At 33.2% G+C, this 14,471-nt stretch carries 15 protein-coding genes; 8 read left to right on the top strand and 7 right to left on the bottom strand.

All coding sequences use genetic code 11. The annotated features are described in order from the left end of the window. Positions 1-37 precede the first annotated feature (37 nt). Complete coding sequence (locus ACFFGL_RS02300) at positions 38-565, bottom strand: sigma-70 family RNA polymerase sigma factor (RefSeq protein ID WP_309729090.1); 528 nt, start codon at positions 563-565, stop codon at positions 38-40. Between the two features lie 408 nt (positions 566-973). Between ACFFGL_RS02300 and ACFFGL_RS02305 the strand changes: the two genes are divergently transcribed. The 4 genes from ACFFGL_RS02305 (at position 974) to hemN (ending at position 5,679) form a co-directional block, all read left to right on the top strand. Next, positions 974-2,206 (top strand): PAS domain-containing sensor histidine kinase, encoded by a 1,233-nt coding sequence (locus tag ACFFGL_RS02305; RefSeq protein ID WP_309729088.1) that lies wholly within the window; start codon positions 974-976, stop codon positions 2,204-2,206. A gap of 3 nt (positions 2,207-2,209) precedes the next feature. Further along, positions 2,210-3,262: a response regulator gene (locus tag ACFFGL_RS02310; RefSeq protein WP_309729087.1), complete on the top strand. Its 1,053-nt coding sequence runs from the start codon at positions 2,210-2,212 to the stop codon at positions 3,260-3,262. A gap of 226 nt (positions 3,263-3,488) precedes the next feature. Beyond that, the gene (locus ACFFGL_RS02315) at positions 3,489-4,310 is read left to right on the top strand and encodes a universal stress protein (RefSeq protein WP_309729085.1); all 822 of its coding nucleotides are present in this window, start codon (positions 3,489-3,491) and stop codon (positions 4,308-4,310) included. Positions 4,311-4,317: 7 nt separating this feature from the next. After that, on the top strand, positions 4,318-5,679 hold the full coding sequence (gene hemN / locus ACFFGL_RS02320) for an oxygen-independent coproporphyrinogen III oxidase (RefSeq protein WP_309729084.1): 1,362 nt from the start codon (positions 4,318-4,320) through the stop codon (positions 5,677-5,679). Between the two features lie 62 nt (positions 5,680-5,741). Here the strand turns inward: hemN and ACFFGL_RS02325 are convergent, their stop codons facing one another. Together ACFFGL_RS02325 and ACFFGL_RS02330 are read right to left on the bottom strand one after the other, a co-directional pair. After that, positions 5,742-6,125 carry a group III truncated hemoglobin gene (locus ACFFGL_RS02325; RefSeq protein ID WP_309729083.1) on the bottom strand — a complete coding sequence of 128 codons (384 nt, stop codon included), beginning with the start codon at positions 6,123-6,125 and terminating at the stop codon, positions 5,742-5,744. 4 nt (positions 6,126-6,129) lie between these two features. Then, positions 6,130-6,420, bottom strand: coding sequence for a hypothetical protein (locus ACFFGL_RS02330; protein ID WP_309729082.1), 291 nt, complete (start codon positions 6,418-6,420; stop codon positions 6,130-6,132). Positions 6,421-6,764: 344 nt separating this feature from the next. Here ACFFGL_RS02330 and ACFFGL_RS02335 point away from each other — a divergent pair, with 344 nt between their 5' ends. The 4 genes from ACFFGL_RS02335 to ACFFGL_RS02350 are packed head-to-tail and all read left to right on the top strand — an operon-like array spanning position 6,765 to position 9,680. Further along, entirely contained in the window at positions 6,765-7,028 is a 264-nt protein-coding gene (locus tag ACFFGL_RS02335) for a DUF2089 family protein (protein ID WP_309729081.1), read from the top strand. Positions 7,029-7,034: 6 nt separating this feature from the next. After that, positions 7,035-7,622, top strand: coding sequence for a hypothetical protein (locus ACFFGL_RS02340; RefSeq protein ID WP_309729079.1), 588 nt, complete (start codon positions 7,035-7,037; stop codon positions 7,620-7,622). 2 nt (positions 7,623-7,624) lie between these two features. Then, entirely contained in the window at positions 7,625-9,007 is a 1,383-nt protein-coding gene (locus ACFFGL_RS02345; RefSeq protein WP_309729077.1) for an alpha/beta hydrolase family protein, read from the top strand. Positions 9,008-9,038: 31 nt separating this feature from the next. After that, a complete protein-coding gene (locus ACFFGL_RS02350; RefSeq protein ID WP_309729075.1) occupies positions 9,039-9,680 on the top strand; it encodes a spermidine synthase in 642 nt (213 codons plus the stop codon). A gap of 558 nt (positions 9,681-10,238) precedes the next feature. On the opposite strand, the gene ACFFGL_RS02355 is transcribed toward ACFFGL_RS02350, so the two are convergent. The 4 genes from ACFFGL_RS02355 to ccoG form a co-directional block, all read right to left on the bottom strand. Further along, on the bottom strand, positions 10,239-11,507 hold the full coding sequence (locus ACFFGL_RS02355; RefSeq protein WP_309729072.1) for an acetyl-CoA hydrolase/transferase family protein: 1,269 nt from the start codon (positions 11,505-11,507) through the stop codon (positions 10,239-10,241). A gap of 79 nt (positions 11,508-11,586) precedes the next feature. After that, on the bottom strand, positions 11,587-12,321 hold the full coding sequence (locus ACFFGL_RS02360; protein ID WP_309729070.1) for a sulfite exporter TauE/SafE family protein: 735 nt from the start codon (positions 12,319-12,321) through the stop codon (positions 11,587-11,589). 131 nt (positions 12,322-12,452) lie between these two features. After that, positions 12,453-12,902: a FixH family protein gene (locus ACFFGL_RS02365; RefSeq protein WP_309729068.1), complete on the bottom strand. Its 450-nt coding sequence runs from the start codon at positions 12,900-12,902 to the stop codon at positions 12,453-12,455. Between the two features lie 124 nt (positions 12,903-13,026). Next, on the bottom strand, positions 13,027-14,448 hold the full coding sequence (ccoG, locus tag ACFFGL_RS02370; RefSeq protein ID WP_309729066.1) for a cytochrome c oxidase accessory protein CcoG: 1,422 nt from the start codon (positions 14,446-14,448) through the stop codon (positions 13,027-13,029). Between the last annotated feature and the right edge of the window lie 23 nt (positions 14,449-14,471).

Genomic DNA, 14,471 nt, shown 5'->3' on the forward strand with positions numbered 1-14,471 from the left:
TCATTTACTTATATGACAAACGAGAAATAAAAAGTTCCTAAGCGTTTGAAACTTTTTTTTGAAGAAATTTATTGGCAAGGTAAATATGGTTAGCAATCGTTTTAGCGGAAAGCCCGGTAATTTCAGTAATTTCTTTATAAGAATAATTTTCCAGCTTATGCATTTTGTAGATTTTCTGTTGCTGTTGCGGAAGTTGATTTAGCAATACATGAAGATGCTTTATTTGATGCTCTTGGTCATTAAAATCATCGTTTTCTATAGTTTCTTCCATCTTAAAACTAAGTTGTTCAAGTGGAATAACTTTATTCTCTCTATTTAAATGATTGATAATAATATTTTTACAAATTACAAACAGTTGTTTGTCAAAAAGAACATCTTCCTTTAATTGTGATTTGTTGTTGTAGAGTTTAAGAAACGTTTCTTGGGCAAAATCATCTGGCGTAAGAAACTTAAATTTAAATCTTTTAGCCGTATGAATTAATTTGGGGTAGTAGAGACAATAAGTTTTCTTAAATGCTTTTTGGTCACCTTTCTTTAATTTTTTTATAAGCTTTTTATTTTGCATAAATTGTTATTGCCTGTCTTGTTACAACATAGCTTTATAGCTATTTATTGTATTTGTATAATTTTTTTATCTCCTTTCTAAGGAAGTTTTTTTCAAAGCCGAAAACATATAAATAATCTTATAAAATGTTACTTATTTAAAAGTGAACAATGATTAAATTTTAGTAAGCGCTTTTCCTTCATACTTCATAATGTAAATATCCTTATTCCTTAAGATTAATCTAATGACTCGAGAAAAGGAGTAACGTTGCAGGTATATTTTTACGGCGGAAAATAAAAATATTAAAGCTAGAATAAATGTTATAAAGTATAACTTCAGAAAACTATACTTTTAAAAAATCGGGACTCATAAGCTTACTTTAATTTACTAGATTTTCGTTTACTATAAAAGAAGTCCTATTTTTGGAGTATGAAAAATTTTGATGAAATTAACAATCATTCTTTCGGATTATTATTCGAAGCTGTTTCAGAAGGAATTATCGTTGTGAACAAGCAACAAATTGTGGTAGCCAGCAATGTTTCAGCCAATAAAATGTTTGGTTACAAAGAAGGCGAATTAAAAGGCCAACATTTAGATACCTTAATTCCTCAAAAATATCATCACCATCATCACCAACACGTAGCACAATTTATGGAAAGCTCTGAGCAGAGACAAATGGGGCACGGGCGTGATTTATACGGTTTACGCAAAGATGGCTCACAATTTCCAGTAGAAGCAGGGCTAAATCCTTTTGAAAATGAAGGTCATCATTACGTAATGGCCATGGTTATAGATATTACCATTAGAAAAAAGCAAGAACAACAAATTATAGACCTCAACAATCAATTAGAACATAAAATTGAAAAAAGAACAAAACAATTACGAAAAACGGTTTTAGAACTCGAAGATGAAATTGTAAAACGAAAAGAGGCCGAAAATAAAATAAAAGAATCCCTTAGAAAAGAACGCGAACTTAACGAGCTTAAAACCAAATTTCTCTCCTTAGTTTCTCATGAATTTAAAACACCGCTTAGCGGAATTTTAACTTCCACAACCCTTATTGGTAAATACACCGAAAGCGAACAACAAGAAAAAAGAGAAAAGCACTTAAAAACCATAAAAAGCAAGGTAAAATACTTAAACAATATTTTAGATGATTTTCTCTCCGTAGAGCGTTTAGAAACTGGAAAAGTCAGCTATAAATTCAGTAATTTTCCATTAAGCAAAGTTATTAATGAAGTTATTTATGACGCCAATATGCTTTTAAAAGACGGACAAAAAATAAAATATCCTGAAAATATTGACGAGATAAACTTACATTTTGATGAAAAAATTCTAGAACTTATCCTTACCAACCTCATTAATAACGCGATAAAATATTCTCCCGAAAATTCGCTTATCGATATTCAAGCATTTTCAGATAAAACTATGCTCACAATTCTAGTAAAAGATGAAGGAATCGGTATTCCCGAAAAAGAGCAAAAATATATTTTTAAACGCTATTTTAGAGCAGAAAACGCGCTCTTAAATCAAGGAACAGGAATTGGTTTAAATATCATAAAAAGTCACTTGGAAAACCTTGGCGGAAATATTAATTTTACCAGTGAAGAAAATCAAGGAAGTACATTTACCGTTCAGCTTCCACTAACAGAAAACACATAATTTATGAATACTATTCTTCTTATTGAAGACGATGCTGTTTTACGCGAAAACACCGCAGAAATCTTAGAACTTTCAAACTATAAAGTGTTAACCGCTCCAAACGGAAGAATAGGAATAGAAAAAGCCTTACAAGAAAACCCTCATATTATAGTTTGCGATATTATGATGCCCGAAGTTGACGGGTACGGTGTTTTAGAAGCATTATCGAAAAATAAAAAAACGCAACATATTCCTTTTGTATTTCTTTCAGCCAAAACCGAACATAAAGAAATTAGAAAAGGAATGAATATGGGCGCAGACGATTATCTGACCAAACCTTTTGATGAAGAAGAATTAATTAGCGCGGTAGAAAGCAGACTGGCAAAGGCCAAAATTTTAGCTGAAAATAATGCCAAAAAAAATCCAGCAGCTAATCAAGAAGGCGAAGATGTACGTAACATACACGAGCTTAAAAATCTCTTTGATGATGAAGGTGAAATAAGTACCTATAAAAAAGGAGAGATTATTTATAAGGAAGGCGATCATTCTAATTTTATCTATTTAATTTTAAAAGGAGTCGTAAAAACTCACCAAATGGATGAAAACGGAAAAGAACTAATTACCACGCTCTACAAAGCCGACGAATTTTTAGGCTTTACTTCTTTTAATGAAAACATTCCTTATCAAGAATCGGCAACCGCGGTAGAAAAGACAGAACTTGCCGGAATATCTAAACAAACCTTAAAAGGAATTTTAGAGGAAAACAAAAAAGTTTCCTTAGAATTAATGAATGTGCTCACCGATAATTTATCTGAAATTAAACAGCAACTTTTGCAAATGGCCTATAGCTCGGTAAAACGAAAAACCGCGCAAACCATTCTTCAATTTGTAGAAGTTTTAGATAAAAAACCTTCAGAAAATATTAAAATTTCGAGGAGTGATTTGGCAAGTGTTGCCGGTATCGCTACAGAAAGTCTCATTAGAACCTTATCGAGTTTTAAAAAAGAAGGTTTGTTAGAAATTGAAGGAAGAAATATTAAAGTTCTAGATACGGAAGGTTTAAAAATAATGGAGTAAACCTTCTTTAAAGATAAAATTTAAAGACTTTCTTCACCTTGAACTTTATTCAGGTTCTCTTTTATAGCTATATTTTTATTAAAATAATGAGCTTCTGAAACAAATACAGGATAAGATTTTTTTTGATTTTTTTCATACACCTCATTCAAAAAAAATCAGAAAGCTGATTTTTATCATTTTTCAACACTAACTCATCTTCTACTTTTGTCTCATAATATTGAAGAAGATGAACATTTTATTGCCTACCGATTTCTCACAAAACTCGTGGAACGCTATATCTTACGCGGTTGATTTTTTTAAAAACATCCACGCAAATTTTTATATCATTCATATAAATAATCTTGAATTAGAAGAAGTTGTTTCCAATGGAAATGTAATCGAAAAGAAAAAATCGAATACTACAATTCAATCTTTTCAAATTTTATTACAAAAATTACAACAGCATGAAACCAATGCAAAACATAATTTTTATACGTCGGTAGAAGACGGAAATTTTATTGAATCGATCCGCTTACACGTTGTAGAGAAAAGTATCAACTTTATTGTGATGGGAACGCAAGGAAACAGCAATTTTAAAGAAGCGACCGTCGGTAGTCATACCACAGATGTTATTACAAAAGTAAAATGTCCCATTCTTGTAGTTCCGGAAAATGCTCGTTATAAATCGGTTTCAGAAATTGCCTTTCCAACTGACTTTAATACGGGGTATAAAACTAAAATTGTTAGCACCTTAAAAAGAGTTTCTCATTTTAATCAATCGGCGTTAAGCGTTTTATATGTTTCCAAAAAAAGTGAAGAATTAAGTGAAATTCAACAAAACAATAAGCTTTTTCTCCAAGGGCAATTACAAGATATTCCGCATAGTTTTCACTATAAAGTAAATTCTACTTTAGAAGAAGCGGTTCAATCTTTTGTGGTACAACACGATGTACAAATGATTGCGATGATGGCAAAAAATTTAAATTTCTTTCAGCATATTTTATTTCATCCTGTCGCAAAGAAAATTAGCTATCATAAAGAAATACCATTTTTAGTTTTACACGAATAATAATATTATGAGCCAATCTCTTATTCAAAAATACAATATTCCTGGACCCAGATACACAAGTTACCCTACTGTGCCTTACTGGGATAATACTACATTTTCTTTAAAAAGCTGGAAAAAATCGGTTATAAAGTCTTTTGAAGAAAGTAATATGGCTGAAGGAATTAGCCTATATATACATTTACCGTTTTGCGAAAGTATGTGTACGTTTTGCGGATGCAATAAAAGAATTACTCAACGACATGAAGTAGAATTGCCCTATCTTAAAGCGCTTTTAAAAGAATGGCAATTATATTTGGATATTTTTCCTCAAAAACCTCGCGTAAAAGAAATTCATCTGGGTGGCGGAACACCTACTTTTTTTTCGGCGGAAAATCTGAAATTTTTAATCAAAGAACTTTTAAGAAAAGTTGAACTAGTCGAAAATCACGAGTTTAGTTTTGAAGGTCACCCCAACAATACTACCAAAGCCCATTTAGAAGCATTGTATGAAGTTGGTTTTACAAGAGTAAGTTATGGTGTTCAAGATTATGATGAAGAAGTGCAAAAGGCCATTCATAGAATTCAGCCTTTTGAAAAAGTAAAAACTGCTACCGAAGAAGCTCGAGAAATCGGATTTACATCGGTTGGGCATGATATTATTTTCGGTTTGCCTTTTCAAACCATAGAAGCGGTTGAACAAACTATTTTGAAAACCAAAGAATTAATGCCCGACCGTATTGCTTTTTACAGTTACGCACACGTGCCTTGGATTAAAGGGAACGGACAACGCGGTTACAGCGAGCGTGATTTACCTTCGGCAGAAGTAAAGCGAAAACAATACGAATTGGGTAAAAAGTTATTAGAAGAAATTGGTTATCTGGAAATTGGGATGGATCATTTTGCGTTACCTAGCGATGAATTAGCGAAGTCGTTAAAAGAAAATAAATTACATCGAAATTTTATGGGCTATACCGCTTCTAAAACACAGCTTATGGTTGGTCTAGGCGTTTCTTCTATTAGTGATAGTTGGTATGGTTTCGCACAAAATGTGAAAGGAGTAGAAGAATATCAAGATTTAGTAAACCAAGAAATCTTACCGGTTTTTAAAGGTCATATCTTAACTGAAGAAGACTTAATAATTAGACAGCACATTCTAAATTTAATGTGTCATCTGAAAACCGAGTGGAATTCCTTAGCTGAACTTCCGGAATTACCACAAATTTTAGATCGCTTAACTGAGATGGAAAACGATGGACTTCTAAAAAGGAAAGAAAACAAACTGGAAATTACTGAAAAGGGAAGACCTTTTGTGCGTAATATATGTATGGCATTTGATTTGCGGTTACAAGAAAATAAACCTGAAACGCGTCTCTTTTCGATGACCGTGTAAAGTTTTAGAGTAAGTTAATTATTTTTGAGTAGAAAAAACACGTCGTAAAATGACGTGTTTTTTTATTTTGGTCTCGCCATAAAAATTTTCATATGAAAATTAGTAGCCATATTTCTAGCGTTAAACTTTGCGCGTTCGGCTAGTTCTCCTTCATAATATTCATCAATAGTATTTATCCAAAGGTTTATCCACACCCCAAAATGTTTCGCTTCAATTTGATGATTAAAATTATAATCAACCATAATATGAGCTCTCCCGGGACGACCACGATACTTGCCGGCGTAAAATAAATTACTTTCCCAGAAATCGGTCAGCTTCTCTAAGTGATGATCCCAATCTGTAATGGTTTCGTTAAAAAAAGAGCCAATCTCAGGATTGGCTCTTACTTTATCGTAAAACCGATGCACGAGTAATTGCACATCGTTTCTATTTTCTATTTCTTTCATAAAGTTATAATAACAATATACCGTGGTACAAAATAAATAATAAATTTAATGATATACTTGCGATTAGCGAATTAAAAACTTGCTTTGCCGGCAAATTAGAAAGTACCGCTGTATTAAACCCCATACAAATCATCACTACTGCAAAAAGTTGAACCATTTGCCAAACACCGTGACCGGTCATTAAAATAAACATGGCAGCAATAGCGCCTAAACAGCTCGATGCGATAATACCAATAGCGGCATTTCCAAAATACATTTCTTTAAATTCTCCGTAATACTTTTGATAAACTGACATCTTCGTAGGTTTTAAAATTATACTATAAAAGTATTGGTAAAGAGAGGTTTAAAAAATGACATTGGTCAGGTTTAAAAAAACCTATGAATTAATTTATATATCCTCTAAGTGTCCTAATTTGTGATGTCGTCACCCTGAACTTGATTCAGGGTCTCATCCTAAGCAGAATGAGATGCTGAAATCGAAGATTCAACGGAGTTAATCAAGTTCAGCATGACACTTTCGAATTGAAAAAACTAAATCGATAAAAATCGAACAATAAAAATTAAATAAATCTATATTAACTTTAATTTTATTAATTTTTATTTTAACTTTATTTAAAATTTAATCCAATTAATTTAAAAATGGCTCAACTTCCTATAAAATGTCCCAGTTGTCAAAACACCTTAGCGGTAAGTGAACTTTCATGTGCAAATTGTGAAACTAAAATTTCGGGGAATTATGCGCTTCCGGCCTTAATGCAACTTCCACTAGAAGATCAAGAATTTATCCTTGAATTTGTGCTTACCGGAGGTAGTCTAAAAAAAATGGCCACCCAACTTGGTAAAAGTTACCCTACGGTGAGAAACAAACTGGACGACATTATTGAGCAACTCAATTCAAAATAAACTAAGATGAAAAAGATTTTATTTCAACCTTTTGAAAATTATTCAGAAAAGAAATTACTACTAGTAGGAATTTTAGGGACAGTTTTAGGTTCGCTTATCGCTTATTTGTTTCAAGCTAGATTTGATGGAATTTTAGATGTTCATTTTGTAGAAAACCTAGAATGGTACTATCCATTTTTGGATAATTCAATCAATGTTATTTCACTTTCTTTACTCCTGTTCATCTGCGGGAAAATAGTCAATAAGAAAACGAGATTGATTGATATTTTCAATGCTTCACTCATCGCAAGATTCCCATATTACCTCATCAGCTTTGCGAATATTAATGGATATATGGGAAGTTTATCTCAACGGCTTTTAAATTTCGCTACTGAAAAGCCCGAATTGCTTGCTATAGAAGGTACAGATTTAATCGTGATTTTAATCTTCGCTTTCATTTCCCTTATACTACTTATTTATTACCTCTATTTACTTTACAAAGGTTATCAAGTGGCGACCAATGCAAAAGGTGCTTTAGCTATTATTTTATTTATCCTCGCTGTGCTCTTTGCTGAAGTGATTTCAAAATATATCATTTATTTAATTTACTACTAATTATGGAAAAGTTATTACCACTGCTACTTTTATTTATATTGAATTCAGGATTCTCTCAAAATATTGAAGGAAACTGGAAAGGAAATCTGGAGTTTCAAGGGACAACGCTGCCTACTATTTTTCATATTGAAAAAGTTGAGGATAATTACAAAGCCACAATGGATAGCCCCAATCAAAATGCGTTTGGGATTCCGATAGATGAAGTAAAATTTGAAAATCAAACATTAACACTTACTCAAAAAGCGGCTCAACTTACTTACGAAGCAACTTTGGTGGATGAAACTCATTTAGAAGGAACTTTTAATCAACGTGGTTTTAGCATTCCATTAAATCTTGAAAAAACAACTATCGAAGAAAAAGAAATTTCAGAAGCAAAACCTAATCGACCTCAAACTCCCAAAGCTCCTTATCCCTATTTAGAAGAAGAAGTAAATTTTTACAATCCAAAAGCAAATATCAACTTAGCAGGAACGCTAACCATTCCTAGAGGAAAAGGAAAATTCACCGCGGTGATTTTAATTTCGGGTAGCGGACCTCAAAATCGAAATGAAGAATTATTTAACCATCAACCTTTTAAAGTATTAGCAGATCACCTTACCCGCAACGGAATTGCTGTTTTACGTTACGACGATCGTGGCACGGCAGCTTCAGAAGGAGATTTTACCGAGGCTACGACTTATGATTTTGTAGATGATGCGCAAGCTGCGGTTGAATATTTAAAAAACCGAAAAGAAATCAACAAACAAAAAATCGGTGCCATTGGTCATAGCGAAGGTGGTTTTATTGCTCCCATTTTGGCGCAGAAAACTCAACTGGATTTTATTGTTTTAATGGCCGCCCCAGGCATTAAAGGTGACCAACTTCTCAACCTTCAACGTCAAAAACAAGAAGAACTTCAAGGCATTAATAGCTTAGCAACACAACAACGACAACAGGTTTTTCAAGAAGTTTACGATGTTATTTTAGATACCACCTTAACCCAAGAAGAAACGAGTAAAAAAACCCTGGAAGTCTTCCAAAAACATTGGGGAGAAATGGTTTCATCACAACAATTACAGCAAATTAACGAACAACATAATTCGGAATGGTTAAAAACGTTCATCCGTTTTAACCCTTCCGCTTATCTTGAAAAAGTAAATTGTGAAATCTTAGCTATTAATGGTGAAAAAGACAGTCAAGTTCCTGCGGAAGAAAACTTAGCGGCGATACAAAAAAGTGTAGAATTAGCAGGCGAAGAAGTAACCATTAAGTCTTATCCCAACCTCAATCATTTATTTCAAAAAGCTGAAACCGGGGGCGTTCAAGAATATAGAGAAATAGAACAAACTATCGACCCTCAAGTTTTAGAAGATATTACTACCTGGATCAAAGCTCAAACAAAATAGAAACGTACCTTTGTCATCTAAAATTTTAATCTTGAAAAAAGCTTTCAGTTACCTCTGGCCTTTAACCAAAAAAGTAAGCTCTGAATTTAGTGGAGAGTTGGAAGTTACCTGGCTCAACGGAAAGAAAATTCTAGACACCAAAAACGCCAATTATTCTTATGGAGCTTTACACCAAATTTTGGATGTGGCCTTGCAAAAAACCAATGCTGACCGTGGCGGACATACACTCGTGTTAGGTTTAGGGGGCGGAAGTATTTTACAATTGCTTCGGAAAAAATATAATTTCTATGGAAAAATTACCGCGGTAGAATTAGATTCTAAAATTATTGAAATTGCGAAAAAAGAATTCAACATTCAGCAATATGAACCTTTGGAAGTGATTGGTAAAGATGCTGAAAAATTTGTTCAGCAAAACCATACGAAATATGAAACGGTGATTGTTGATTTATTTATTGATGTAAAAGTTCCTGAACAATTTTTTAAAATCGAATTTTGGCAAAATTTGGCGAATCTACTTCAACCCGAAGCCACGGTAATATTTAATGCCGGCATTGGAGAAAACCATCAAAAAGAGATTGAAACACTTCAGCAACAAACAAACCAATTAATTTCCTTTGAAAAAATAAGTCATGTAAAAGGAACAAATACGCTGTTGTTAGGAAAGAAAATTTAATTTTTGTAAGAAATTAAATTCTCAGAAACATTTAAGATTTATATTCTGATTTTTCAATAACCTCATAGGTTTAGAATTTATAGAAAATTCGTAAGAAGAATCATACTTATTTTTAATGAATTTTTCAGGTGAAATAAAGTGAATTGAATTCAGATCTAAGTTAATCTAGCATCTTTTCTATTGATTGGAAATTTAACTTTATACTTAGGGGTGTTAATCTTTTTCTTGTTTTTTAATTCGTATTCTAGACAGAAAAAGGTAAGCTAATTTTATTAATTTCTATTAACCTGAATTTGGTTCAGGTTAACATTAGAGCGGAGCGTTACAACTTACTCAAATGAGATTCTGAAACAAGTTCAGAATGACAGAAACTGAACTAAAAAAGTCCCTAGTTTATAAGCTAGGGACTTTTTTGTTTAATAAGGTTAACTCCAAATCAATATAAATTTTTTAGGAACATTTTTTTGGTCATTGAGTAAATTTTAAAGAAAATTCATATCGAAATGTCTCCAAAATGAAAGCTTCGATATTTCTTTTAAGTTGAAATTAAATTTTATTTTACTTAAAACGTTCGAACATCGCTTTTTCTAAAGCTTCTTGATAATCGGGATGTGCAATAGAGATTAAAGCTTGTGCACGCTGTTTTAAACTTTTTCCGTAAAGGTTTACTACGCCGTTTTCTGTAGCAATGTAGTGCACGTGAGCTCTAGTAGTAGTAACGCCTGCGCCATGTTTTAGGTAAGGGACTATTTTTGTAATTCCTTTAGCAGTTACGGAAGGCATCGCAATAATAGCTTTACCACCTTCAGAAAGGGAAGCTCCGCGAATAAAATCCATTTGTCCACCTACGCCGGAATATTGCATTTTCCCAATCGTATCTGCACAAACCTGTCCGGTTAAATCAATTTCTATCGCACTGTTAATAGCCGTAACTTTAGGATTTCTTCTGATAATAGCCGTATCGTTGGTATAAGCCGCTTCTTTAAAATGCACCAACGGGTTGTCGTCTAAAAATTCATAGAGTTTAGGCGAGCCGATGGCAAAACAAGTAACGATTTTTCCGTTTTTTACGACTTTGTTTTCTCCGGTAATGATTCCTTTTTCAATTAGCGGTAATACTCCGTCAGAAAACATTTCGGTGTGAATTCCCAGATTTTTATGATTGTGTAAATTGTTTAAGACCACATTTGGAATTCCCCCGATTCCCATTTGTAAGGTTGCACCATCTTCTACCAATTGTGCTACGTGGTAACCAATTTGTTTTTCTACTTCAGAAGGTTCAACCGGGAATACTTCATGAATAGGTTCGTTTACTTCAACAGCTGCATCAATTTTACTCATATGAATTATTCCATCGCCATGCGTTCTAGGAACTTGAGGGTTTACTTGCGCAATTACTTTTTTAGCGTAATGAATGGCAGTTAACGTTACATCAATAGAGGTTCCTAACGAGCAATACCCGTGTTTATCGGGAGGCGATACTTGAATAAAAGCGACATCTAACGGTAAAATACCACGCTTAAAAAGCAAATGCATTTCACTCAAAAAAATAGGAATATAATCGCCATGTTCAGAATTAATAGCTTTTCTTACATTTCCACCTACAAAACAACTATTTACATGAAAACATTTATCGTAAGGAGCTTTTGCATATAGCGCATCACCTTCTGTATGCATTTGCACGATTTCAATATTATCAAGTTCTTCATAACGTTCGCACAAGGCATTGATTATTGTTTTTGGGGTCATTGCCGCGCCTTGAAAAAATATACGATTTCCTGTGTTTACTTTTTTTACTGCTTCTTCAGCTGAAATAAATGGTAGCATACTATTTTGAGTTTATTTTCAGCTGCAAAGCTAGCGAGGCTGAAGGTTTTAAAATATGATATTTCGCATACTTTAAAATTTATTTACGCGGTAGAGAAAGATTCGCGCTATGACACTCGATTTGTGAAGAAATTTTTTCGGTGGTGCGAATAGTTTTTGGAGAAACATACGGAATTCCCAACCCTAAACCGCGAAGAATAAATAACATTCCAATTAACACTACAACAACGGGAATCGCTTTTTGAATTTTTTGTCGCCAAGATCCGTTTATGGTATTTCCGGCAATTACAATCACGGTCATTAACGGAATGGTTCCTAAACCAAACAATACCATGTAAAGCAAACTCATCGCTACGCTTTCAAACGCAAAAGAACCAAAAATTGCCATATAGAGTAAGCCGCAAGGTAAAAAACCATTTAAAAAACCGATGGTAAAAAAAGTATCGGGAGTTTTTTTCTGAAGTTCTTTTCCTAAAGCAGATTTTACTTTCGTGATGATCTTAAAAACGGGCTTTGAAAAATTATATTTACTAAAAGTTTTGTGCGGCACAATAATGACTAAAATCATTACCAGCCCAATAATGATTGAAATTTTTTGTTGAATGCCAAATAGAAATAAACTCTTTCCAATCAACCCAAATAAAAGTCCAATAAAACTATAAGTAAACAATCTACCAAAATGATATAAGCTTAACTGGAAAGTTTTTTTCAACTTGCTTTTTCGATCTAAAGGGAGCATAAATGCGATAGGACCGCACATCCCTACGCAATGAAAACTTCCTAATAAACCTAATATGAAAGCTGAATAAAGCATATTCCTTTTTATTGTCACCCTGAATTTATTTCAGGGTCTCATTGCTTAGTTTTTTAATGAATTAGATGTGATTCTGGATCAAGTCCAGAATGACGAAAAGCATCCATCACTTTAAATAATAGATAATCTTTTTAATTTCTAATTTGTAAATCTTTTTTGTACAAATAAGTTGTACCGTCAGATTCCCAATTAATGGAAAGCTCATATTTTCCTTCTACTAATTTTTCAGTAGGAATTAGCATTTCATTTTTAGATAAATGAATGGGTAGTTCAATATCTAATTTTTTATTGGAAGGTCGATAAAAGAAAACTTTTCCGTTAATATCTTTCTTTTCAGCGGGAAAATGAATTATAATTCCCGCAGCTGTATTTTTCACTTCAATATTATCTGTTAATTCAGCAGAATTCTGTCGCGCATCAATTTCTGATTGATAGGCTAATTCTTGTTTGTAATATTCTTCTGTCACTAAATCGTGATCATATTTCTTATCGGTACTCATTTTTATCACAAAAAACATGATAAAACTTATAAAACATACAATTGCTATAACGATACCGTAACCCCAGTTTAATTTTTTCATTATTATTTATTTAATTGGCGCCGCCAGAGTGTATAATATCCCGAGGCTTGCCTTGAAATTGAAAATTTGTTTCTTACGAATTCCTCGTTGGCTTGCCTCGAGGTAGTTTACTTTTTATAAAAAATTATCTAAAGCTTCGCGGTCCTAAAAATGCTGCTTTAGTGGTTTCAATTAATTTTTCTCCACTATAGACGCCAATTTTTAAGCGTTCTTTATCGGTTTCTAAAGCGGCTTGATTAATGTCGATAAATAAAGTTCCTTCTGACAAGCCTTGTTTTGGAACTTCAAAATTTTCGTGACGAACCGATTCTATTTTTCCTGCATGCGAAATGAGTTTAAAGTGAACATCTTGTATCGATTCTGTAGTTTTATTTACCAATTTAAAAGTGTACACATTTCTAATAATATTGTTTTCCTTTTTTTCGTAAAGTTGACCAGGCAAACGAAGAACAGTTGCTTCTACATCGTTGCGTAAAAAGAGCATACCCGTTAGCACACCAATTAGAATGAGTAGAACCGCAGTATATCCTTTTAAACGGGCGTTGAAGGTGAATTTTTTCTTTTCAGCTATATTTTCTTCACTTGCGTAACGAATGAGTCCTTTTGGTAGATCTACATTTTCCATCATCGCATCGCAGGCGTCTATACAAGCAGTACAATTAACACACTCTAGTTGCGTTCCGTTTCTAATATCGATTCCGGTAGGGCAAACTTGTACACATTGCGAACAATCGATGCAATCTCCTTTTCCGCTAGCAGCGCGATCTTCATTTTTCTTGAACTTCGCTCTCCCTTTTTTCTTTTCTCCGCGTTTATAATCATACGCAACAACTATCGATTTTTTATCGAGTAAAACGCCTTGTAATCTTCCGTAAGGGCAGGCGATAACACAAACTTGTTCTCTAAACCACGCAAAAATGAAATAAAAAACCGCCGTAAAAATCAGTAACGAGATTAACGTACTGGTATGCGAAAATGGACCTTCAGTGATATATCTAATCAATTGATCGCTGCCAATTAAATAAGCCAGAAAAATATTGGCAATTAAAAAACTGATGATAAAAAAGAGGATCCATTTTAAAACGCGTTTTCTAATTTTTTCAGCATTCCAAGCTTGCTTTGCCAAGCGGATTTGTTTCCCGCGATCTCCTTCTATCCAATATTCAATTCTTCTAAAAACCATTTCCATGAAAATGGTTTGTGGACAAATCCATCCACAAAAAATACGACCAAAGGCGACGGTGAATAGAATTACGAAAACCACCCCAATGATCATCGAAATTACAAACAAGTGAAAATCTTGAGGCCAAAAAGGGAAACCAAAAATATTGAACCTACGTTCTAACACGTTGAATAGTAAAAATTGATTTCCGTTAATTTTGATAAACGGTGCCGAAAAAAGAAACAATAACAATATATAACTTACCCAAGTTCTATATTTATAAAATTTCCCTACCGGTTTTTTAGGAAAAACCCAAGAGCGTTTTCCTTCTTGATTAACCGTTCCGATTGAATCTCTAAATTTTTCGTTGTTTGGCGTTTCCACTTTTATAATTTTTTAAACCACCT

Origin of the sequence: Mesonia maritima (assembly GCF_042433895.1) — a bacterium.
Classification (GTDB): domain Bacteria; phylum Bacteroidota; class Bacteroidia; order Flavobacteriales; family Flavobacteriaceae; genus Mesonia; species Mesonia maritima.

Bases quoted from the DNA above. Each gene is read 5' to 3' on its own strand.
- hemN (WP_309729084.1), top strand. From the start codon at position 4,318: ATGAGCCAATCTCTTATTCAAAAATACAATATTCCTGGACCCAGATAC.
- ACFFGL_RS02340 (WP_309729079.1), top strand. From the start codon at position 7,035: ATGAAAAAGATTTTATTTCAACCTTTTGAAAATTATTCAGAAAAGAAA.
- ACFFGL_RS02310 (WP_309729087.1), top strand. From the start codon at position 2,210: ATGAATACTATTCTTCTTATTGAAGACGATGCTGTTTTACGCGAAAAC.
- ACFFGL_RS02315 (WP_309729085.1), top strand. From the start codon at position 3,489: ATGAACATTTTATTGCCTACCGATTTCTCACAAAACTCGTGGAACGCT.
- ACFFGL_RS02305 (WP_309729088.1), top strand. From the start codon at position 974: ATGAAAAATTTTGATGAAATTAACAATCATTCTTTCGGATTATTATTC.
- ACFFGL_RS02365 (WP_309729068.1), bottom strand. From the start codon at position 12,902: ATGAAAAAATTAAACTGGGGTTACGGTATCGTTATAGCAATTGTATGT.
- ACFFGL_RS02355 (WP_309729072.1), bottom strand. From the start codon at position 11,507: ATGCTACCATTTATTTCAGCTGAAGAAGCAGTAAAAAAAGTAAACACA.
- ACFFGL_RS02300 (WP_309729090.1), bottom strand. From the start codon at position 565: ATGCAAAATAAAAAGCTTATAAAAAAATTAAAGAAAGGTGACCAAAAA.
- ACFFGL_RS02335 (WP_309729081.1), top strand. From the start codon at position 6,765: ATGGCTCAACTTCCTATAAAATGTCCCAGTTGTCAAAACACCTTAGCG.
- ACFFGL_RS02330 (WP_309729082.1), bottom strand. From the start codon at position 6,420: ATGTCAGTTTATCAAAAGTATTACGGAGAATTTAAAGAAATGTATTTT.
- ACFFGL_RS02360 (WP_309729070.1), bottom strand. From the start codon at position 12,321: ATGCTTTATTCAGCTTTCATATTAGGTTTATTAGGAAGTTTTCATTGC.
- ACFFGL_RS02345 (WP_309729077.1), top strand. From the start codon at position 7,625: ATGGAAAAGTTATTACCACTGCTACTTTTATTTATATTGAATTCAGGA.
- ACFFGL_RS02325 (WP_309729083.1), bottom strand. From the start codon at position 6,125: ATGAAAGAAATAGAAAATAGAAACGATGTGCAATTACTCGTGCATCGG.